Below are 20,650 nucleotides of genomic sequence, written 5' to 3'. Positions count from 1 at the left end.
CCATTGACAACGATGAAATCCCCGGCGCATCGTGGGAGCGCTCCCAACCATCCCCCATCCCACGTTCGTCCGCCACGCACCCGGCGGGCAGGGAGGAACTCATGAAAAAGACATGGTGGGGCGGCCTCGCGGCCGTCCTGACCGCGGCCTTCGCGGTGTTCACCGTCGCGCAGCCGGCCCAGGCCGCCGCCGGCTTCACGGTGTCCGGCACCCGGATCCTCGACGCCAACGGCAACGCCTTCGTGATGCGCGGCGTCAACCACGCGCACACCTGGTACCAGGACCGCACTCCGCAGGCGCTGGCCGACATCAAGGCGCTCGGCGCCAACACCGTCCGCATCGTGCTCGGCAGCGGACAACGCTGGGGACCCGACAACGCCGCCAACGTGTCCACCGTGATCAGCCAGTGCAAGGCCAACCGGCTGATCTGCGTCCTGGAGGTGCACGACACCACCGGGTACGGCGAGCAGGCCGGCGCCGCCACCCTGGCGCAGGCGGTCGATTACTGGATCTCCGTGAAGAGCGCCCTGGACGGCCAGGAGAACTTCGTCATCCTGAACATCGGCAACGAGCCGTACGGCAACGGCGCGACCGCCACCAACTGGACCGCCGACACCAGGAGCGCGATCACCCGCCTGCGCGCCGCCGGCTTCCAGCACCAGATCATGGTGGACGCCCCGAACTGGGGCCAGGACTGGCAGTTCATCATGCGTGACAACGCCGCCTCGGTCTTCGCGGCGGACCCGCAGAAGAACACCGTCTTCTCGATCCACATGTACGGCGTCTTCGACACGGCCGCCGAGATCACCGACTATCTCGGCCGGTTCCAGACCGCCAACCTGCCGATCGTGGTCGGCGAGTTCGGCTTCGACCACTCCGACGGCAACCCCGACGAGGACACCATCTTCGCCACCGCGCAGCAGCGCGGCATCGGATACATCGGCTGGTCGTGGTCCGGCAACGGCGCCGGCGTCGAATACCTCGACATGGTCACCGGCTTCAACCGGGCCGCCCTGACCACCTGGGGCGAGCGGATCTTCAACGGCGCCAACGGCATCAGGGCCACCTCCCGCGAGGCCACGGTCTTCGGCGGCACGTCCTCGCCGTCTCCGTCCAACCCCGGCTCGCCGTCACCCAGCAACCCCGGCTCACCGTCCCCCAGCAACCCCGGCTCACCGTCGCCGAGCAACCCGGCCGGCGGCTGCACGGCCACCTACACGGCCGGCAACTCGTGGCCCGGCGGCTTCCAGGGCGCCGTCACGGTCAAGGCCGGCGCCGCCATCAACGGCTGGACCGTCAGCTGGACCTGGCCCAGCGGCCAGCGTTTCACCAACAGCTGGAACGCGACCGTGACGACCTCGGGCGACGTGGTCACCGCCCGCAACGCCGGCTGGAACGGCAAGCTGGCCGCCGGCGGCGAGGCCAGCTTCGGCTTCACCGCCACCGGCGCCAACACCGCACCCTCGCGGGTCACCTGCGCCGCGAGCTGATCATCCGGTCACCCCGGTGCCGCGGAGGGCTCTCTCCGCGGCACCGGTTTCTTTCGCGGGGGTACGAGTCGACGGAGTGCCGTCCCCAGAAGACCCGCGATCACCTGCCACCCGGGGCCGCAGCGCGGCCGCCGGCGTAAATCAATGGTCCGGCCCAGACGCCCCGCCCCCTCGCCCCCAGCGTGTGAAGGTGCGGCTCGATTCGGACCCCAAGTTCACACAGTTGCTCGGTGCTCACCGGATGGCGTAGGTGCCCAGAGCCGGCTCCAGCAGCGCGAATCCCTGCTCGGCCAGCTCGGTGACCGCGCGGGAGATCTCGTCGTCGTGGTGGCCGTCGAGCGTACGCCCGAGGGTTTCTTCGAAGAGAAGCCGCAGCAGACCGCCCAGCTGGACCCCCGCCACCCGCGGCCGCAGATCGTCCGGCGCCGCGCCGGTCTCCTCGGCGAGAGCCCGGACCAGGGCTCGCTCGCGCTCGTCGTGGAACTCGCGCAGCCGCGCCCGCAACGCCGCGCTGGCCATCACCATGCGGGCGAACTCCGGCCCGGAGAAACCGATCACCGGGTCGTGCGCGCCGACGGCCACCAGCAGCGCACGGCGCAGCGCGGCCAGAGCGGACTCGCCCGGCGCGCGGTGGCGGACGGCGAAGGCGGGGCCCTGCACGAACGCGTCGCCCAGGTCGAGGGCCAGGTCCTCCTTGCGCGGGAAGTAGTTGGTGACGGTCATCTTGGCCACCTCGGCGGCGGCAGCCACCTCGGCGATCGTCACGCTGTCGAACCCGCGCTCGAGGAACAGCCGGGTGGCCTGGTGGGAGATGTGCGCACGGGTCTGCTGCTTCTTGCGCTCGCGCAGCCCGGCCGGTCGTTCGCTCACCGGCACACTATATAGGCTTGACATATTCTTATGCTCGACCTAAGTTTATTCGACAGCGTCATGCGAGAAGGGGATCGATGACTGAATTCGACCGCCAGATCCACAACCTGATCGAGCTGGGATATCCCGCGCTCACCGGCCTCGGCCGGGCCGAGTTCGAAGCTCGGCTGGCGCCGCTGAGCGACCTCGTCCCCGACTCCCCCACCGCCGCTCCCACCGAGGCCCCGGAGGCGGGCCGCGTGCCGTTCCTGCTGGTCATCACCAGGACACTGGCCCCGATCGAGGCGACCATGCCGTTGACCTCGCTGGACGGCAAGAGCAAACCCGGCTTCGTGGACCGGACGTTCGAGCCCGGCTCGCTGGAGCGCTTCGTCGCCATCCCGACGGCCGCGCTGCCCGGCCACGAGGCCTACCTGCTGCTCGGCGTCGAACGGGGCGAGGAGTTCTGCGGCGCCGTGCCGAACGACGCCATGGCGACCATCGCGGAGCGGGGCCGCACCCTGCTCACCATCGAGGAGGGCGTCGCACTGATCACCCACTTCCCGGGCATCCTGGTCAAGAACAAGTGCTTCTCCCTGGGCGGCTCCCGATCCACCGACCGCCGCGTCCCGGCCATCTGGATCAGCCGGAACGCGCCGAAGCTGGGCTGGTGCTGGGCGGGCAACCCGCACACCTGGCTCGGCATGGCGTCGGCAGCCGGCCGCGCCGCACCGTCCTGAGGTGTCACCGCCCCTCACGTGAACGTGCGGCCAGCCAGGCGAGCGCGAACGCCGCGTCGATCTGGGCGATGGTCGCGAGTGCGGTGGGATCGCCCACCACGAGGTAGCCGGCGACAGCGGCCACATGGAGGGCGCCGAGCAGGAGCAGCAGGTGAGGCATCGGGGCGACCTTTCGGGTCAGGCGTACGTGTGACCTCTCCTGTCTGCCCTTCCGGCCGCGATCCGGCGATGCCGCCGACGGCTACAGTGCGGGAATGCCCAGCTCGGACATACTTCCGGACCTGTTCCGGTTCGGAACCACCAGATGACGAGGTTCTCCACCGAGCTCCGGGAGCTCTACGAGGCAGCAGGCAGTCCCGACTATGCGACGCTCGTCCGCCAGGGCACCGCACAGACGCCGCCGGTAAAGCTGCGGGATGCCACTCTGAGCGACTGGATGACCGGCAAGTCGGTGCCGAGCGACAAGAAGGCGGTCCAGTTCCTGGTCAGCTTTCTTGAGGGACGGGCCAGGGAGAGACCCGGACACGGCGCGGGCTACTGGGAACAGTTGCGGGCGCGAGCTCAGCAGGAGCGCCGGACGGAACGGCCACGCCGCACCCCGGCACGTGCCTCCCATCCGGTGTATCTCCAGCAGGTCCGCCGGATGGCACCCGCCCACCTCACCGCACGCGAGACCGAGTTGGCGGAGCTGGCCGCCTTCTGCACACAGCGGGACGGAGCCGCCTATCTCTGGTGGCGTGCGCCTGCCTGGGCCGGCAAGTCGGCGCTGCTCTCCTGGTTCGTTCTGCACCCGCCGCCCGGTGTCCGGCTGGTCTCGTTCTTCGTCACCGCCCGGTTGGGCGGCCAGTCCGACCGGAATGCCTTCGTCGAGGTCCTTCTCGAACAGTTGGCCGGGCTGGTCGGCGAATCAGCGTCGCCCTACCTGACCGCCGCCAACCGCGAGGCCCATCTGCTGAGCATGCTCGAACGAGCCTGTCCCCTGGTGCTGGTCGTGGACGGGCTCGACGAGGATCTCGGCTGGACAACCGGTGGTGACGCACACAGCATCGCCGCCCTGTTGCCCGTCTCTCCGCCGGCCGGCCTTCGCATCATCGTGGCGGGCCGGCACGACCCGCCGCTGCCGGCCGACGTGCCCACTGACCATCCCCTGCGGGATCCGGCCGTGTCGCGTGAGCTGGTTCCGTCCGAACACGCTCAAGTCGTACGGCACGATGCCCATCGGGATCTGCGGCGACTGCTCGACGGCTCACCGCTTCAGCAGGATCTGCTCGGCCTGATCACGGCCTCGGGGGGCGGCCTCTCCAGCACCGACCTCGCCGAGCTGACCGGTCGCGGACGGCTCGAGATCTCCGACGAACTGGCGTCTGTGGCCGGGCGCGCCTTCCAGAGTCAGGCCGGGCCGGTCTACCTGCTCGCGCACGAGGAGTTGACGGAGTCCGCCTCGGACTACCTGGGGCCCACGCGACTTCATGCGTTCCGGTCACGGCTGCACGCCTGGGCTGACGGGTATGCCGCCGGCCACTGGCCCGCATCGACACCCGCCTACCTGTTGCGTCCGTATGCAAGCCTGCTGCACACCCTGGGCGATGCGCACCGGATCGTGACGCTGGCAACCGATCCCGACCGCCACGACCGCATGCTCGCCGTGACGGGTAGTGACGCGGCCGCTCTCGCCGAGATCGTCGCCGTGCCACCGATGGACCTCACCACGACGGCCCGGCTCGCCGTGCACCGCGAGCGATTGCGCCGCCGCAACGCGAACCTGCCGGCAGAGCTGGTCGAGGTTCGGGCCAGGCTCGGCCAGCGCGCCCGGGCGGAGGCGCTCGCGCACACCATGACCGGCTCCGAGCAGCGAGCATGGCGATCACTGGTGACAACGGCGGCGGAAGCCGGCGACGTGGACGATGCGCTGCGCCTCACCGAGAAGATCACCGACGAAGGTGAACGGGTCCGCGCCCTGCTTGCCGTCGCGACAGCCGACCCCGGCCGTGCCACCGAGCTGCTGGAGCGGGCGATCAGGATGTCGGCGCTGATCACCGATGCGGCACCCCGGGCCACCTGCTGCGGAGAGGTTGCCGTCGCTGCGGCTCGACTCGGCCACAAGGAGACATTCGCCGAGGCCTGCGAACTGGCGGAGTCCGCGGCGCGCTCGCTGCCGAATCCGGCGCAGCGGGCGTCAGCGCTGTCGGGACAGGTCACCCTGTCGATCCACGCAGGCGACACCGTGCGGGCCGAGCGCCTCTCGAACGAGACCTTCGACGACTACAGCCGGATCGTGCATCTGGGCGAACTCGCCGACGCCGCAGACTCCGCTCAGAGATGTCGCCAGCTCCTCGCGGAGGCCCGGGACCGAGCCGGCTCCCTGGACGACCCTCTCCAGCAGGTGATCGCTCTCACCATGACGGCCGTTCACGCGGCCGCTGCGGGCTTGACCGATATGGCTGACGCCATCGTCCCGCAGGCACTTGATGCCGCGCACCGAGTTTCGGCGACCGATATACGGGCGTGGGCGTTCGCTTCGGTCACCAGAGTCGATCCCGGTCGCCTCCGGTCCGTCCAGAGGACAGCCGAGGAGCTGGCCCGCTCGGTCCAGGACACGGAGAGCCGTTCGAACGCGCTGAAGCACGTCGCCGTCGCCGCGGCGGAGTACGACGTCGCAGGAGCCGAAGATCTCGTGCGCGAGATCTACTCGTCCAGCAGAGCTGATGAGGCGCGGGAAGAAATCTCTCGGATCGCCGCCGGTCGAGGAGACCTGGCGAGCGCGCGACGTCTGGCTCTGGCGATCGAGCAACCGCAGCGGCGAGCGAGGGCGCTCGCGGGCCTCGCGCTGAGCCTGACCGATGCCGGCGAATCGGAGGACGCGTCCGCGCTGGCCGACGAGGTGGAGAGCACCGCCAGGCTGATCGTGGCACGGGATCAGCTGGCCGGCTCCTTCCTCTCGCTCGCCTCCGCGATGTGCCGGGCGGGCGACACCGGCCGGGCCGCCGAACTGGTGTCCCGGGCAGAGCCGTTGGTGGACGCCACGCAGTCCGGCCTGGCCGTCCACCTCGCAGTGACCATGGTCCGTGCCGGTGAGTACACCGCCGCGAAGAGATTGGCGCAGCGGCCCGACAGCGACGATCCGGTGATCGTCGAGGTAGCCCTGGAGTTGGTGCGGGCGGGCAGGACCGACGAAGCCGTCGAGCTCGCCCGCTCGTTCCGCGACGTCGGGTGGCGCGTCCAGGCCCTCACCATCCTTGCCGATGACCGGATCGACGCCGGTGACCCCGACCGCGCGCGTGCACTCGCGGAGGAGGCGTCCGCCTGCCTCGCCCCCGAGTCGTCCGGGGAACCTCGGCGAGACGACGTCCCGTCCTTTCTGACACATTTGTCACGCGAATTCATCGGGCGTCCGCGTCTCGCAGAGACGCTCGCCCGGCTCGGTGAAGGAGCCCGGGCCGAGAAGATGGTCAGTGCCATCCGCCAGCCGCACACCATCGCCACAACCGCGACCGCGGTCGCCGTCGTTCTCGCGCTCGCCGGCGACCCGGTCCGGGCGATCCGGCTGTTCGACAAAGCGGAACAAGCCGCCTCGCTGGTGCCGAACACCAGAGAGATCGCTCAACTGATGTCCGCGTTGGCTCCGGCAGCCGTAGTCGTCGGCATGTCCGACCGTGCGGCGGCGCTGCTGGATCGCGCGGAGGCGGCAGCCGGCGAGCAACCTGACATGCGCGACCACCTGCTGACCACGATCGCGTTGGGTGCGGCGCGTGCGGGTGACTTCGGCCGGGCCGAACGCCTGGCACAGATGGCTACGAGACCGACCTGGGCTTCGCATGTCGAGCAGGTCAGCAAGATCGCGGAAGCTATGACCGAGGCCGGTGAGAGTCGGCGCGCGGAACGCCTGACCGGCCTCATCGCCGCCGATCGCCGGTCGCCGGTCCAGGCCCGCCTGGTCGCGAAGCTGCTCGGGCGCGGGGAGTGCCGTGAGGCGCTGCGCCTGGCTCGCTCGGTGACCGATCCCGACGTTGCGGCCGGGGCGCTGGCCGCCGTCGCCGGGGCTGACCGTTGCGCCGACACCGCCGGCCTGATCAGGGAAGCCCTGCGCAGTGGCGACTGGTCCGCGTCGGTGGACACGCTTGCGGATGTCGACCGTGCGGCGGCCATCGCCTTGGCCGATGAGTTTCTGCGCCTGCAGGACCGTGCGGCAGGCAACCGTTGAACCCACGCGGCTGCCGAACCTGGCCGCCTCGATCTCCGCTTTGACAGCCGCCCATCCTCGGATGTGAAGATCTGCCCTGCTCAGTCGGGGTGAGGTGCGGGGGATGCGCGGATGAGGTGGGCCAGGACGGCCGTCGTGGCAACGGTGGCCCTGGGTGCGGTCACGGGCTGCGCGGTGCAGGAGGAGGCGGCCGGCCCCGCCCCGGCGGCCGCTCCACCCTCCGCGCCGGCGTCCGCGGCCGGGCCGCCGGCGACGGGCACGGCGTCCGGGCAACAGCCGCCGGCGGCGGGCACGGCGTCCGGGCGACAGCCATCGGCGGCGGGCGCGGGGTCGTGGGTGGGGACGTGGGTGGGGACGTGGGCGGTCGCGGTGCAGCCCGGCGGCCAGGCCTTCCGGCGGCAGACCGTGCGACAGGTCGTGCACACCAGCATCGGCGGCGGCAGCGCACGGGTTCGGCTCTCCCATGCGTACGGCCGGAGTCCGCTCACCGTGAGCGCCGTCCACGTGGCCCGGCATGTGCGGGGCCATGCCGTGGACCCGGCCACCGACCGGGCGGTGACCTTCGGCGGGGCGAGCTCGGTGATCATCCCGCCCGGCGGCGAAGCGGTCAGCGACGAGATCGCCTTCGCGGTGCCGCCGGACGCGGACGTGGCGGTCAGCGCCTATCTGCCGGCGGACACCGGGCCGACCACCCGGCACGGGGCGGCGGCGCGGCACAACCACGTCGCGCCGGGTGAACAGAGTGGGGCGGCGAGCCTGACCGGGGCGACGACGACGGGCAGCTATTTCGTGCTGGCCGGGCTGGATGTGCGCAACGCGGCGGCCGAGGGCGCGGTGGTGGCGTTCGGGGCGTCGATCACGGACGGGATCGGCTCGCGGTTCGGTGCGAACAGGCGCTGGCCGGACCTGTTGTCGGATCGGCTGCGCGCGTCCGGTCGTACCGTCGGGGTGCTGAATGCCGGGATCAGCGGTAATCAGCTCACCGGCGACCTGCACGGCGACCGCGCGGCCGAGCGGTTCCGGCGGGACGTGCTGGAGCAGCCGGGCGTCCGGTGGGTGATCATCTCGGACGACGCGATCAACGACCTCGGTATGTCGGGCGTTCCGGCGCCGGCACTGGTCAGCGCCGTGCAGGAACTGATCGACCGCAGCCACGACGCGGGCCTCGAGGTGGTCTGCTCGACGTTGACGCCGTTCCGGGGAGCGTCCTACTGGACGCGGCGCGGGGAGCAGGGCCGGGCCGCTTTCAACGCGTTCGTCCGGCGCGAGGGCAACGGCTGTGACGCCGTCCTGGATCTGGACCGGGCGACCCACGATCCGGGCGATCCCACCCGGTTCCTGCCGCGGTACGACTCGGGCGACCACCTGCACCCGGGCGACCGAGGCATGCAGGCGATCGCCGGCGCGGTCGACGTCCGGTGGTTCCGGCCCTAGGCCCGCAGAGGGCGGACCGCGCCCTCGACGGATCGCAGGACCAGGCGCAGCGCCTCGTGCCGGGAGACCTTGGCCTCCGCCAGGTAACTCCAGCCGGCGTAGAGCTGCGACCAGATCAGGCTCTGGATCCAGAGCGGCGGCAGTTCCGGGTCGATGCTGCCGTCGGCCTGGCCCCGGCGCACCATCGCCTCGAAGCCCTCGTCACAGCCGCCTTCGTCGCCGTCGCCCGCGTCGTCGAGCGCCACCTGCTCGCGGAAGAGCAGCGACAGCACGTCACCGAGGTCGAAGTACTCCTGGCAGAGCCGGCGCACCGCGGAGACCCCGGTGTCCTCGTCGACCCGGGCCCGGCGGCGGGCCTGCTCTAGCCGCTCGTCCGCCTCGGCGTTCAGGGCGTTGATCAGGTCGCCGCGCTCCGCGAAGTACCGGTGCAGCGTGGTGCGCCCGACGTCGGCCGCCGCGGCGACGTCACCGAGCGACGCTGCCGGGTTGCGCGACAGGACTTCAATGGCGGCATCCAGGATCGCCTGCCGGGTCCGGGCGCGGCTGCCGGTGGGAGCACTCACCGGCACAGATTAACAGTTGCCCTTTCTGGAACAGGAGTGTTCCACTATGGGAATGCCGGATACCACCACGAGACTGCGAACGCTCCTGTCCGTGCTCCGCCCGCACCGCCGCACCATGCTGCTCGGCCTCCTGCTCGGCCTGATCGGCAACGCGGCCGGCCTCGCCACCCCGATGGTTACCAAATGGGTGCTGGACTCGTTCAGCGGCGACCTCGACCTGGCCCGCCCGATCACCGTCCTCGCCGCCCTCGTCGTCTGCGGCGCCGTGATCACCCTCTGGCAGTGGATCCTGCTCGGGACGCTCGCCGAGCAGATCGTGCTGGACGCGCGCACGTCGATCATCCGGCGATACTTCCGGGCCCGGGTCGGCGACCTCCAGTCCCGCCCCACCGGTGAGCTGGTCACCCGGGTCACCTCCGACACCGGCCTGCTGCACGAGGCGTCGAGCAGCATCATCGGCCTGATCAACGCCGGCATCGGGCTGATCGGCACGCTGGTCCTGATGGCCGTGCTCGACCTGACGCTGCTGGGTTGCACGCTGGCTGCGGTGGTCGTGGTCGCCGTGCTGATGGCCGCGCTGCTGCCCAGGATCAGCGTGGCGCAGACCGCCGCCCAGGAGTCGGTCGGCAGGCTCGGCGCGGGGCTCGAGGGATCACTGCGCGCCATTCGTACGATCAAGGCCAGTCGCGCCGAGGCCCGGCAGGGTGACCAGATCATCGGCGACGCGCGCGAGGCCGCGGCACACAGCGTGCGGGCCGCCAAGGTCGCGGCCTCGGTCTGGACGATCGCCTTCTCCGGCATCAACCTGGCGGTCATCCTGATCCTCGCCGTCGGCGCCTGGCGGGTCGACGCCCGGTTGCTCGAGGTGTCCAGCCTGGTGGCGTTCCTGCTCTACGTCTTCCAGCTGATGGGCCCGATCAGCGAGCTGACCCAGAACATGACGGCCCTGCAGGCCGGCATCGCCGCCGCCGGCCGCATCAACGAGCTGGAGTCCATCGCGGTGGAGCCGCCCAGCGGGAGCGACGCGACCGGCGCAGTGATCCCGGCGGCCGCGGCGCACACCGCGGAAACGCCGGTGCTGGCGTTGCGCGACGTCACCGCACGGTACGGCCCGGACGCGCCGCCCGCGGTCCGCGGCATCGACCTGGACATCCCCCGGCGGGGGCACACCGCGATCGTGGGACCGTCCGGCGCCGGCAAGACGACGCTGTTCTCGCTGCTGCTGCGCTTCGTCGAGCCGCAGGACGGGCGGATCCTGCTGGACGGCCGGCCCTATGCCGACTGGACCCACGAACAGGTGCGGGCCCGGCTGGCCTACGTCGAGCAGGAGACCCCGGTCGTCCCCGGCACGATCGCCGACAACCTGCGCTTCACCCACCCCGACGCGACCGAGGAGGAGATGCGGGCCGTCCTGCGCGCGGTGCGCCTCGACGACAAGCTCGACGAGCTGCCGGACGGCCTCGACACGTCGCTGAGCTCGACCGGCGTCTCCGGCGGCCAGCGTCAGCGGATCGCCCTGGGCCGGGCGCTGCTGCGCACCCCCGACGTCCTGCTGCTCGACGAGGCGACCGCTCAGGTCGACGGCCTGACCGAGGCAGCGGTCCAGGACTGCATCCGGGAGCGGGCCGCGACCGGCGCGGTCGTGACGATCGCGCACCGCTTGTCGACGGTCCTGGACGCCGACCGCATCGTGGTCATGGAGGACGGCCGGATCCGGGCCAAGGGCACCCACGCCGAGCTGTACGCCACCGACGATCTCTACCGCCGGCTGGTCGAGGCGCTGCGCATCGCCGCGGACACCGGCCAGCCGGCCACCGTCTGAGAAGCAACAGCGGGGGTACGACCTGACGTCAGCCGGCGCCGACCGGCCGGGTGGCCATGGTGCCGCCGACGGTCCGGTGCTCGGTGGCGCCGAGGTCGGGCTCGCCCACGTCGGCGGCCCACGCCTCGGCGTCATCGCGCGGGTGGTAACCGATCGCCTCCCCGCCGGCAGTCGACCACCAGCGGCGGGTGTTGGCGGAGACGCCCCAGACCACGTGCCAGCCGGTCGCCGTGAGGGCGGCGTCGACCAGGCGGGCCAGGTCGTCCGGTGAGAGCCAGACCGACAGGTCGCGGGGGTTCTTCGGGCGCTCGTGGCAGCCGCCGATCCGCAGGCAGACGACGTGCAGGCCGTAGCGGTCGTGGTAGAGCCGCCCGAGCGTCTCCATCGCCGCCTTGCTCCAGCCGTAGTAGCCGTCCGGCCGCGCCGGCACATCGTCGGGCAGCCCGCCCGAAGGCACGCCGGCCGGGCGCGCGTCACCGCGCTCGTGCAGGCCGGCGGCGTGGTTGCTGGAGGCGAGGACGACACGGGGCACGCCGTTCTCGTGTGCGGCCCGCAGCACGCGCTGGGTGCCGCGCACGTTGACCTCGAGCACGTCGTCGAACGGGCTCTCGTCCGCGAGGCCGCCGAAGTGCAGGATCGCGTCGACGCCCCGGCACGCGCGGGCCAGCGCCTCCCCGTCGGTCACGTCGAGGGCCTGGACGCCGTCACCGGCATCGATGTCGGTGCTGCGCAGGGTGTGGTGCGCGAGGCGTTCGCGCAGCATGGTGCCGAGTCGCCCGGAGGCGCCGGTCAGAAGGATCACCGCCATGCGACCGTGATGCCCATCCCGGCGCCCGCTATGCCGACGGCTCCCGGGTGCGATCGGGACCTTGACCGGGGTCCGGGTCGGAGCCGGAATCGGAGCCGGGGCCGGGGTCCGCCGCGGCGTGGTGGCGGCGGCGGTAGGCGGCCAGCACGAGCGGCGCCACGAGGGCCAGCACGACGATCAGCCAGAGGACGACGGTGAGCGGGCTGGACACGAGCACGCTCCAGTCACCCTCGGACAGGGCCAGGGCCCGCCGCAGCTGCTGCTCGAACAGCGGGAACAGGATCAGGCCGACGATGGCCGGGGCGACCGGGACGTCGGCGTGCCGCATGAGAAGCCCGATCAGGCCCAGCGCGGTCAGGATCAGCAGGTCCGCGACGCTGCCGCCGGCCGCATAGGTGCCCAGGCAGGCGAAGACCAGGACGCCGGCGTAGATGCCGTACGCCGGGATCGTCAGCAGCCGGGCCCAGAACCGGACCAGCGGCAGGTTGAGGACGAGGAGCAGGACGTTGCCGATGTACAGGCTGGCGATCAGCGCCCACACCAGGTCGCCGGACTCGCTGAACAGCTGCGGCCCGGGCTGCAGGCCGTAGGACTGGAAGGCGGTCAGGATGACCGCGGCCGTCGCCGAGGTGGGCAGGCCGATGGTGAGCAGCGGGACGAGCACGCCCGCGGCCGCGGCGTTGTTGGCGGACTCGGGGCCGGCGACCCCCTCGATGGCGCCGTGACCGAACTCGTGCCGATGCTTGGAGAGGCGCTTCTCCAGGCTGTAGCTGAGGAACGTCGGCACGTCCGCGCCGCCGGCCGGGAGGCTGCCGATCGGGAAGCCGATCGCGGTGCCGCGCAGCCAGGCCGGCCAGGAGCGGCGGAAGTCCTCGCGGGAGAGGACGGCGGCGCCGCGGAGCGGCTCGATCGTGCTGTGGCCGGTGCCGGCGACCAGGTGGCTGAAGGTCTCGCCGAGCGCGAAGAGGGCGACCACCACGATCACCACGTCGATGCCGTCGAGCAGGGCCGGGGCGCCGAAGGCGAGGCGTTCCTGGCCGGTGAGCGTGTCGATGCCGACCAGGCCGATCGCGGCGCCGATGATCAGGCTGGCCGCGCCGCGCAGCAGGCTGGGGCCGAGCAGCGCGCTGACCGTCACGAACGCGACGGCCATCAGCGCCACGTACTCCGGGGGGCCGAAACTGACCGCGATGTCGGCGACCGCTGGGGCGGCGACGGTGAGCGCGATGGTGCCGATGGTGCCGGCCACGAAGCTGCCGATCGCGGCGGTGGCGAGCGCCGCGGCAGCCCGTCCGCGGCGGGCCATCCGGTTGCCTTCGAGCGCGGTGGCCACCGACGCGCTCTCGCCGGGCGTGTTGAGCAGGATCGAGGTGGTGGAGCCGCCGTACATGCCGCCGTAGTAGATGCCGGCGAACATGATCAGGGCGGCGGCCGGTTCGAGGCGGAAGGTGATCGGCAGGAGCAGGGCCACGGTGAGCGCCGGGCCGATGCCCGGCAGCACACCGACCGCGGTGCCGATGGTGACCCCGACCAGGGCCCACAGCAGGTTCGCCGGGGTCAGCGCGTCGGCGAAGCCGGCGAGCAGGGCGTCCATGTCAGAACCCCCACGGTCCGGCGGGCAGGCCGAGACCGATCAGCCGCTCGAAGATCAGGAAGGCGACGGCGGCGAGCGTCCACCCGTAGGCGACGATGCGGGACGGATGTGGTGCCCCGAGCAACAACGCCGCTCCGACGAACAACGCCGCCGAGCTCACCACGTACCCCAGGAAGGGCAGGACCAGGGCGAACGCGATCAGCAGGACCACCATCGCGCCGAGGCGCCAGAGGCGCCGGGCCTCGAAGCCGAACCCTCCGGGGGTACCCGCGAAGCGCACCGACCGCACCACCAGCCCCGCACCCAGCGCACCCAGCAGAATGCCGATCACCGTGGGCGCGGCCGCGGGCCCCAGCGCGTCGTCCGAGTCGCGCATCCCCGCGGCATCGATGAGCACCACGGTCCCGCCGATGATCATGAGCGCCCCGAGCAGCACCGATGCTCGGGCTTTTGACCGCTGCTGATCGTCGGTGACGACGTCCGGCCCGGTCGTCATGCCAGCCCCATCTTCACCAGGACGTCCCGCACGATCTGGCGTTCCGTCTGCAGGAAGGTGTCGAACTCGGGCCCGGCCAGGACGGCGTCGCCCCAGCCGCGGCGCTCCAGCGTCTCGCGCCAGGCCGGGGTTCGCGTCATCCGCACCATCAGATCCTCCAGCGCCTGTTCCTCGGCGTCGGTGACGCCGGCCGGGGCGACCACGCCGCGCCAGTTCGCCAGCTCGACGTCGACGCCGCCCTCGACCAGCGTCGGCACGTCGGGCAGGTTGGGCAGGCGCTCGGCGCTGGAGACGGCGATCGCGCGGACCGTGCCGGCCTTGACCTGGCCCTCCAGCTCGGAGACGCCGGAGACGCCCGCGGTGGCCCGGCCGGAGAGCACGGTGGAGAGCGCCTCACCGCCGCCGGCGTGGGCCACGTAGTTGACGCCGCCCGGGTCGGCGCCGATGTCCTCGGCGATCAGGCCGGCCAGGATCTGCTCGACGCCGCCCGCCGAGCCACCGGCGAAGGAGACCGCGCCGAGGTCCTGCCGCATCCGGTCGACCAGGTCGCCGACGTCGCGCACCGGCGAGTCGGCGGGTACCACGATCAGCTCGTAGTCGGTGGTGAGCCGGGCGATCGGCGTGACGCTCTCCAGCGTGACCGGCGAGTCGTTGCTCTCGATCGCGCCCATCATGACCGAGCCCATCACCATGACCTGGGTGGGATCGCCGGAATAACGGGCGAACTGGCTGAGCCCGATCGTCCCGCCGGCGCCGGCCACGTTGTAGACCTCGGTGCGCCCGGCCACGTCACGCAGGGCCGACTGCATCTCCCGGGCGGTCTGGTCCCAGCCGCCACCGGGTGCGGCCGGCGCCATCAGCCGCAGTTGGCGGCCGTCCAGGAAGTCACCGGCGTCCGCCTCGTCGCCCCAGGACATCGTCACGATCAGGAGCACCGTCGCGACCGCGGCCGCCACCCAGGGGCCCACTGCCGAAGGTCGCCAGCTCATCGCCCACCCCGCCCCATCGGTCGTGTGTGAAGTCCGGGTGCGGTACGCGCCCGAACTTCACACACACACACTTTGATCGCGGGTCCATTCTCGACCCGGTGCGGGGATACCGCACGTCAGATCTTCGCGCCGACCGCCGTTCCGTTCGCCGGGACCAGGTAGTTCGACGACGGGATCGAGCCGTCCGCGGCGCGCGGGCCGGTGATCGTGGACGTGTCGGTGCCCTGCGGCGTCCAGGTGCCGCCGATGTTCCACGAGTTGCCCGAGGCGGTGGACGAGCCGAGCGCCACCGCGGTCTTGTTGCCGACGGCCAGGTTCGCGGTCAGCCTCGACTTCGAGCCGCCGTCCACGTCGAAACCGGTCTTCGCGTTCTGATAGGCCGTACTCCTGGTGATCGTGATGGTTCCGGTGTTGCCGTTGTCGGTGAAACCGTGGGCGGCGTTGCCCCAGGACATCGTGTTGCTGACGGCGTGCGCGGCGGCCGGGCCGGTGCCGCCGCTGCCACCGAGCTTGAGGCCGTTGCCGTCTCCGGAGAAGCTGGGGATGCTCCACCGGTTGTAGCCGTTGCCGTACGCGACGGTGTTCTGGATCGTGATCGGTGAGGTGAACATCCAGGCATCGAAGCCGTCGTCCACGTTGTTCCAGAGCCGGGCGCCGCGGACCACGTTGCCGCTGCCGGAGCCCTCCTTGATGCCGAGGCCGTCGGCGCTCTCGCCGTTCTTGCGCGGGTCCCGGTTGCCGTGGCTGTCCAGGTTGAGGATCAGGTTGTTCGCCGAGCTGCCCTGCAGCTGGAACCCGGTCTCGTAATTGTCCCGGGTGGTCAGCCGCTCGAAGGTGTTGTTGCTGCAGCCCGCGCAGTACACGCCGTACGGCCCGTTCCGGATCTCCAGGCCGATCAGCCGCCACCAGGAGGCCTCCATGTGGATCGCGCCGCGCTGGGCGGCCGGGATGGTCGAGCCGACCGCCCCCGGGGTGTAGCCCAGGGCCTCGCCGTCGATGACGACCTTCTCGGTGCCGTGGCTGGTGAGCGTGATCGGGCTGCCGGGCGTACCGCTCTTCGTGATCTGGATGTTGGTGGTCAGCACGTAGCTGCCGCCGCGTACCACGATCGTGCCGCCGGCCGCGACCAGGCTGACCGCCTTCTGGATCGTGGCGAGCGGTGCGGCGATGGTGCCGGCGCCGGCGTCGTTGCCGCCGGGAGCGACATAAAGCGTCGCCGGGGCCGCCGACGCGGGCGCGGGGATTAATAGGAAAGCGGCGCCGAGCATTGCCGCGGACAGCATTTTCCAGCGTCCGCCGGGGGAACTCATATGGGGATTCTCCTCGTCGGGCCGGCCGATGACGCACCGTCGCGCGTCGCACGGCCGGCGGCGTGACCGGCGACTCGGGGGAAGCCGCCAACGTGGGGGAATGCGCTTTCCTACGGAACCTAGCCAGCGCCCGCTGCGCTGTCAATGGACTGCAACATTCCTGCAAACGGAAAGCATTGACCCTGACCAATATCAAAATTTATGGTCGGGTCCTCACCCCTTGTTTCGGGGACATTACGGCGGACAATTCCCGGAGGTTCCGCGCATGAGACCAACCCGATTGATCATGGCGGCCATGGCGATGTCGGCGTCGGCATTGCTGGTCGGCGTGATGGCGAGCGGCCCAGCCTTCGCCGAGACGCTCTACTCGGACGACTTCGACGACGGCAACGCCGACGGCTGGTCGCGCAACGGTGGCACGTGGTCGGTGGTCAGCGACGGCTCACCGGCGTACCGGCAGGCCAGCACCAGCGCGAACGCCCGGGCGCTGGCCGGCAGCACGGCGTGGACCGACTACACCGTGCAGGCCCGGGTGCGGCCGATCTCGTTCGCGGCAGCGGACCGCACCGTGGGCATCGCGGCGCGCGCCCAGTCGAGCAGTCAGTACTACGCGCTCGTCCTGACCGGCGGCGGCACGGCCCAGTTGCAGCGGGTCTCCGGCGGCACGGCGACCGTCCTCGGCACCGCTGCGGTCGGCACCGGCACCTGGCGCGGGCTGGCGCTCAGCGTGCGCGGCTCCACGCTGACCGGTTTCGTGGACGGCGCCCAGGTCGTCCAGGCCACCGACAGCACGTTCCGCGGCGGGCGGATCGGCCTGGTCACCGGATATGCCAGCGCCACCTATGACGACGTGCTGGTGGACACCGCGGTGACGCCGAGCCCCAGCGGTTCGTCGACGCCGCCCACCAGCACTCCTCCCCCGCAGCCGGGCGAGTGCCGGGTCACCGGCGCACCCACCGGCTTCGCCTCGGTGAACGCGTGGGGGCAGAACGGCACAACGGGGGGCGCTGGTGGACCGGTGGTCGACGTGGACACCGCCGCCGAGCTGCTCTCCGCGATCGCGCGTGTCGGGCCGCTCACCATCTGCGTCAACGGGACCATCACCCTGCCCGCCGGCATGTACGACGTGACCAGCAACAAGTCGATCATCGGGGTTGGCTCCACGGCCGGGATCACCGGCGGCGGCTTCAACATCGGGCTGCCGGTCTCCTCGGTCACCAGCCCGCCGGCCGACGCGGTGCGCAACGTGATCATCCAGAACCTGACGTTCCGCAACGCCAGCGACGACTCGATCAACGTGCAGATGTTCTCGCACCACGTGTGGATCGACCACAACGACCTGGCACAGGGCTACGACGGCCTGATCGACGTGAAGCGGGGCTCGTCGTACATCACGGTCTCGTGGAACCACACCCACCACCACACGAAGAACATGCTGCTCGGGCACGACGACGCCAACGGGGCGCAGGACACCGGGCGGCTGAAGGTGTCGTACCACCACAACTGGTTCGACAGGACGCCGCAGCGCAACCCGCGGGTCCGGTTCGGCGAGCCGGTGCACGTCTACAACAACTACTTCGTCTACAACACCGACACCGGCGTGGCCTGCCAGAACAACGCCGGCTGCGTGGTGGAGGGCAACTACTTCGAGGACGTCGAGGAGCCCGTCACCAACACGTACGCCGGACCGGCCGGCCGCTGTGTGGCCCGCAACAACGTCTTCGTGGGTGAGTCGGGGGCGCCGGACTGCAGCGGCACCGTGCAGGAGCCGTCGACCTACTACAGCTACACGCTCGACGACCCGAACTCGATCAAGTCCATCGTCACAGCGAACGCGGGAGTGTTCTGATGTTCAGACGGGCTCTGGTCGTGGCCGGCACCGCCGCCGTCACGGTGGCACTGGCCATGACCACCACGGGGGCGCAGGCCGCCACCCTGTTCAACGACGACTTCGAAGACGGTAACTCCAGCGGCTGGAGCACCAACGGAGGCACCTGGTCGGTGGCCACCGACGGCTCGCGTGTCCTGCGGCAGAGCGGGACCAGCAGTGACGCCCGGGCACTGGCCGGCACCTCGAGCTGGACCGACTATGCCGTGCAGGCGCGGGTGAAGCCGACCGCGTTCAGCGGCAGCAACCGCTTCGCCGCGGTGCTGGCCCGGGTGCAGAGCAGCACCAGCTACTACTACCTGGCGCTGCGGTCCAACAACACCGTGGAGCTCAAGCGCCTCGACGGCGGATCGGCGACCACGCTGGACACCGCGCCGGTCCCGGTGACGGCCGGCAGCTGGTACACGCTGCGGCTGGAGGTCAGCGGATCGGCGCTGCGCGGCTCGGTCAACGGCGCGCTGCTCACCGAAGCCTCGGACACCCGGTGGAGCAGCGGGCGGGTGGGCGTCGCCACGTTCTACACCAGCGCGAACTTCGACGACGTGCAGGTGAGCACGGGACCCGGCCCGGATCCGTCCGGCTCGGCCAGCTCGGGCCCGCCGTCCAGCCCGCCGCCGTCGGACCCGCCGCCGCAGCCGAACGCCGCCGACGGCTGGGCCTCGGTGAACGCCTGGGGCCAGAACGGCACCTCGGGTGGGGCCGGTGGACCGACCGTCACGGTCAGCACCGCCGCCGCCTTCACCGAGGCGATCGCCCGGCCCGGGCCCCTCGTGGTGCAGGTGCAGGGCACGATCTCGCTGCCCGGGCCGATGCACGACGTCAGCTCGGACAAGACGATCATCGGAACCGGCTCGGGCGCGACGATCACCGGTGGTGGTCTCAACATCGGCCTGCCGATCGACAACGCGATCACCTCACCGCCGGCCAACGCGGTGCACAACGTGATCATCCGTAACCTGCGGTTCAGCGGCTGGCCGGACGACGCGATCAACGTGCAGATGTTCAGCCACCACATCTGGATCGACCACAACACCTGGACCACCGGCTCGGACGGCGGCGTGGACGTCAAGCGTGGCTCGTCGTACGTGACCATCTCGTACAACCACGCCGACGGTACCGACAAGAACATGCTGCTCGGCCACGACGACAGCAACGCCGCGCAGGACGTCGGCCGGCTGAAGGTGTCGTACCACCACAACTGGTTCGACAGCACCAACCAGCGCAACCCGCGGGTGCGCTTCGGCGACCAGGTGCACGTCTACAACAACTACTACAACGACACCGGCAACTACGGCGTCGCCTCCACCGAGGACGCCGGAGTGATCGTCGAGGGCAACTCGTTCGAGAACGTCGACGACCCGTACCACCTCGGTGAGGGTTCGTCCGGTGACGGGCGGCTGGTGGCCCGGGACAACTGCTTCGTCAACTCGGGCACGGGCCAGACCGGCGGCAGCGTCAGCCCGGTGTCGTACGCGTACACCCTTCAGCCGTGCGCCCAGGTCAAGGCCACGGTCACCGCACAGGCCGGCGCCGGCCGGATCGGCGCCCCGACCCCGGACCCGACCACGACGACCCCGACGCCGGACCCGACGACGACCACGCCGGTTCCGCAGCCGCCCACCGGCCTGATCGGCTGGGCCACCCAGAACGGCGGGACCACCGGCGGCGCCGGCGGGCAGACCGTCACGGTCAGCGACGGCCAGGCCCTGGCGGACGCGCTGGAGTCCTCCGCACCGCTGGTCATCCGGGTGCGCGGGACGGTGACCATGCCGGACAAGATGAACGACGTCCGGTCCAACAAGACGGTGCTCGGTGAGGGCGCGGTCCTGGACAACGGCCTGAACATCAGCAGCGCCCGCAACGTCATCGTGCGCAACCTGACCTTCCGCGGCTGGGACGACGACGCGATCAACGTGCAGGGCTCGACCAACGTGTGGCTCGACCACAACACCTTCGACGGCGGGTACGACGGTGCGCTCGACATCAAGCGCGAGTCCGACTTCGTCACGGTGTCGTGGAACCGGGTCACCAACCACACCAAGAGCATGCTGCTCGGCCACGACGACGGGCACACCGCCGACCGTGGGCACCTGCGCGTCACGTACCACCACAACTGGTTCGACGGCAGCAAGGAGCGGCACCCGCGGGTCCGCTTCGGCGACCCGGTGCACGTGTTCAACAACTACTACAACGGCGCGGACTACGGCGTCGCCTCGACCATGGGCGCCGGCGTGCTGGTGGAGAGCAACTACTTCGAGAACGTCACCCGGCCCACCGCCGTCGGCTACGCCGAATCGGACCCGGGCGACCTGGTGCAGCGCGACAACGTCTTCGTCAACTCCGGCACCCCGGAGAGCGCCGGCGACGTGGCCGCCATCCCCTACGAGTACGCCCGTGACGCCGCCGCCGGCGTCAAGGCGAGCGTGACCGCCGGCGCCGGCGCCGGCCGCATCACCGTCTGACACC

The 20,650-nt window shown here is 71.1% G+C and carries 15 protein-coding genes; 7 read left to right on the top strand and 8 right to left on the bottom strand.

Features of this window, described 5'->3' with window-relative positions:
• Positions 1–101: 101 nt before the first annotated feature.
• Positions 102–1,490: a cellulase family glycosylhydrolase gene (locus tag AC0NH5_RS05605; protein WP_474400672.1), complete on the top strand. Its 1,389-nt coding sequence runs from the start codon at positions 102–104 to the stop codon at positions 1,488–1,490.
• A 234-nt stretch (positions 1,491–1,724) separates the two neighbouring features.
• On the opposite strand, the gene AC0NH5_RS05600 is transcribed toward AC0NH5_RS05605, so the two are convergent.
• Positions 1,725–2,360 (bottom strand): TetR/AcrR family transcriptional regulator, encoded by a 636-nt coding sequence (locus AC0NH5_RS05600; RefSeq protein ID WP_474400671.1) that lies wholly within the window; start codon positions 2,358–2,360, stop codon positions 1,725–1,727.
• 77 nt (positions 2,361–2,437) lie between these two features.
• Between AC0NH5_RS05600 and AC0NH5_RS05595 the strand changes: the two genes are divergently transcribed.
• Positions 2,438–3,079 carry a DUF5701 family protein gene (locus AC0NH5_RS05595; protein WP_474400669.1) on the top strand — a complete coding sequence of 214 codons (642 nt, stop codon included), beginning with the start codon at positions 2,438–2,440 and terminating at the stop codon, positions 3,077–3,079.
• A gap of 4 nt (positions 3,080–3,083) precedes the next feature.
• Here AC0NH5_RS05595 and AC0NH5_RS05590 read toward each other — a convergent pair whose 3' ends face one another.
• Positions 3,084–3,239, bottom strand: coding sequence for a hypothetical protein (locus tag AC0NH5_RS05590; protein WP_474400667.1), 156 nt, complete (start codon positions 3,237–3,239; stop codon positions 3,084–3,086).
• A 675-nt stretch (positions 3,240–3,914) separates the two neighbouring features.
• On the opposite strand from AC0NH5_RS05590, the gene AC0NH5_RS05585 reads away from it, so the two are divergent.
• Both AC0NH5_RS05585 and AC0NH5_RS05580 read left to right on the top strand, forming a co-directional pair.
• Complete coding sequence (locus tag AC0NH5_RS05585; protein ID WP_474400665.1) at positions 3,915–7,280, top strand: hypothetical protein; 3,366 nt, start codon at positions 3,915–3,917, stop codon at positions 7,278–7,280.
• A 111-nt stretch (positions 7,281–7,391) separates the two neighbouring features.
• Positions 7,392–8,714 carry a GDSL-type esterase/lipase family protein gene (locus AC0NH5_RS05580; protein WP_474400663.1) on the top strand — a complete coding sequence of 441 codons (1,323 nt, stop codon included), beginning with the start codon at positions 7,392–7,394 and terminating at the stop codon, positions 8,712–8,714.
• Here AC0NH5_RS05580 and AC0NH5_RS05575 read toward each other — a convergent pair.
• The gene (locus tag AC0NH5_RS05575) at positions 8,711–9,277 is read right to left on the bottom strand and encodes a TetR/AcrR family transcriptional regulator (protein ID WP_474400662.1); all 567 of its coding nucleotides are present in this window, start codon (positions 9,275–9,277) and stop codon (positions 8,711–8,713) included. The genes AC0NH5_RS05580 and AC0NH5_RS05575 overlap by 4 nt on opposite strands.
• A gap of 91 nt (positions 9,278–9,368) precedes the next feature.
• Between AC0NH5_RS05575 and AC0NH5_RS05570 the strand changes: the two genes are divergently transcribed.
• Positions 9,369–11,099 (top strand): ABC transporter ATP-binding protein, encoded by a 1,731-nt coding sequence (locus tag AC0NH5_RS05570; protein ID WP_474400660.1) that lies wholly within the window; start codon positions 9,369–9,371, stop codon positions 11,097–11,099.
• Positions 11,100–11,127: 28 nt separating this feature from the next.
• Here the strand turns inward: AC0NH5_RS05570 and AC0NH5_RS05565 are convergent, their stop codons facing one another.
• The 5 genes from AC0NH5_RS05565 to AC0NH5_RS05545 form a co-directional block, all read right to left on the bottom strand.
• A complete protein-coding gene (locus AC0NH5_RS05565; RefSeq protein WP_474400658.1) occupies positions 11,128–11,907 on the bottom strand; it encodes an NAD-dependent epimerase/dehydratase family protein in 780 nt (259 codons plus the stop codon).
• Positions 11,908–11,935: 28 nt separating this feature from the next.
• Positions 11,936–13,501, bottom strand: coding sequence for a tripartite tricarboxylate transporter permease (locus AC0NH5_RS05560; protein ID WP_474400656.1), 1,566 nt, complete (start codon positions 13,499–13,501; stop codon positions 11,936–11,938).
• A gap of 1 nt (position 13,502) precedes the next feature.
• Positions 13,503–13,997, bottom strand: coding sequence for a tripartite tricarboxylate transporter TctB family protein (locus tag AC0NH5_RS05555; RefSeq protein WP_474400655.1), 495 nt, complete (start codon positions 13,995–13,997; stop codon positions 13,503–13,505).
• The gene (locus tag AC0NH5_RS05550) at positions 13,994–14,986 is read right to left on the bottom strand and encodes a Bug family tripartite tricarboxylate transporter substrate binding protein (RefSeq protein WP_474400653.1); all 993 of its coding nucleotides are present in this window, start codon (positions 14,984–14,986) and stop codon (positions 13,994–13,996) included. The genes AC0NH5_RS05555 and AC0NH5_RS05550 overlap by 4 nt, the downstream gene beginning before the upstream one ends.
• 116 nt (positions 14,987–15,102) lie before the next feature.
• Positions 15,103–16,296, bottom strand: coding sequence for a right-handed parallel beta-helix repeat-containing protein (locus AC0NH5_RS05545; RefSeq protein WP_474400651.1), 1,194 nt, complete (start codon positions 16,294–16,296; stop codon positions 15,103–15,105).
• A gap of 265 nt (positions 16,297–16,561) precedes the next feature.
• On the opposite strand from AC0NH5_RS05545, the gene AC0NH5_RS05540 reads away from it, so the two are divergent.
• Both AC0NH5_RS05540 and AC0NH5_RS05535 read left to right on the top strand, forming a co-directional pair.
• On the top strand, positions 16,562–18,145 hold the full coding sequence (locus tag AC0NH5_RS05540) for a pectate lyase family protein (protein WP_474400649.1): 1,584 nt from the start codon (positions 16,562–16,564) through the stop codon (positions 18,143–18,145).
• Complete coding sequence (locus tag AC0NH5_RS05535; RefSeq protein ID WP_474400647.1) at positions 18,145–20,646, top strand: pectate lyase family protein; 2,502 nt, start codon at positions 18,145–18,147, stop codon at positions 20,644–20,646. Before AC0NH5_RS05540 ends, AC0NH5_RS05535 begins: the two co-directional genes overlap by 1 nt.
• The last annotated feature ends 4 nt before the right edge of the window (positions 20,647–20,650 follow it).

The organism is Actinoplanes sp. 13 (genome assembly GCF_056134165.1).
The sequence above is the reverse complement of the archived record's forward strand: the minus strand, read 5'-3'. Positions and strand labels throughout refer to the sequence as shown.

Coding starts and splice junctions, on each gene's coding strand:
- AC0NH5_RS05605 (WP_474400672.1), top strand. CDS start 102: ATGAAAAAGACATGGTGGGGCGGCCTCGCGGCCGTCCTGACCGCGGCC.
- AC0NH5_RS05595 (WP_474400669.1), top strand. CDS start 2,438: ATGACTGAATTCGACCGCCAGATCCACAACCTGATCGAGCTGGGATAT.
- AC0NH5_RS05590 (WP_474400667.1), bottom strand. CDS start 3,239: ATGCCTCACCTGCTGCTCCTGCTCGGCGCCCTCCATGTGGCCGCTGTC.
- AC0NH5_RS05580 (WP_474400663.1), top strand. CDS start 7,392: ATGAGGTGGGCCAGGACGGCCGTCGTGGCAACGGTGGCCCTGGGTGCG.
- AC0NH5_RS05565 (WP_474400658.1), bottom strand. CDS start 11,907: ATGGCGGTGATCCTTCTGACCGGCGCCTCCGGGCGACTCGGCACCATG.
- AC0NH5_RS05560 (WP_474400656.1), bottom strand. CDS start 13,501: ATGGACGCCCTGCTCGCCGGCTTCGCCGACGCGCTGACCCCGGCGAAC.
- AC0NH5_RS05555 (WP_474400655.1), bottom strand. CDS start 13,997: ATGACGACCGGGCCGGACGTCGTCACCGACGATCAGCAGCGGTCAAAA.
- AC0NH5_RS05550 (WP_474400653.1), bottom strand. CDS start 14,986: ATGAGCTGGCGACCTTCGGCAGTGGGCCCCTGGGTGGCGGCCGCGGTC.
- AC0NH5_RS05545 (WP_474400651.1), bottom strand. CDS start 16,296: ATGAGTTCCCCCGGCGGACGCTGGAAAATGCTGTCCGCGGCAATGCTC.
- AC0NH5_RS05540 (WP_474400649.1), top strand. CDS start 16,562: ATGAGACCAACCCGATTGATCATGGCGGCCATGGCGATGTCGGCGTCG.
- AC0NH5_RS05535 (WP_474400647.1), top strand. CDS start 18,145: ATGTTCAGACGGGCTCTGGTCGTGGCCGGCACCGCCGCCGTCACGGTG.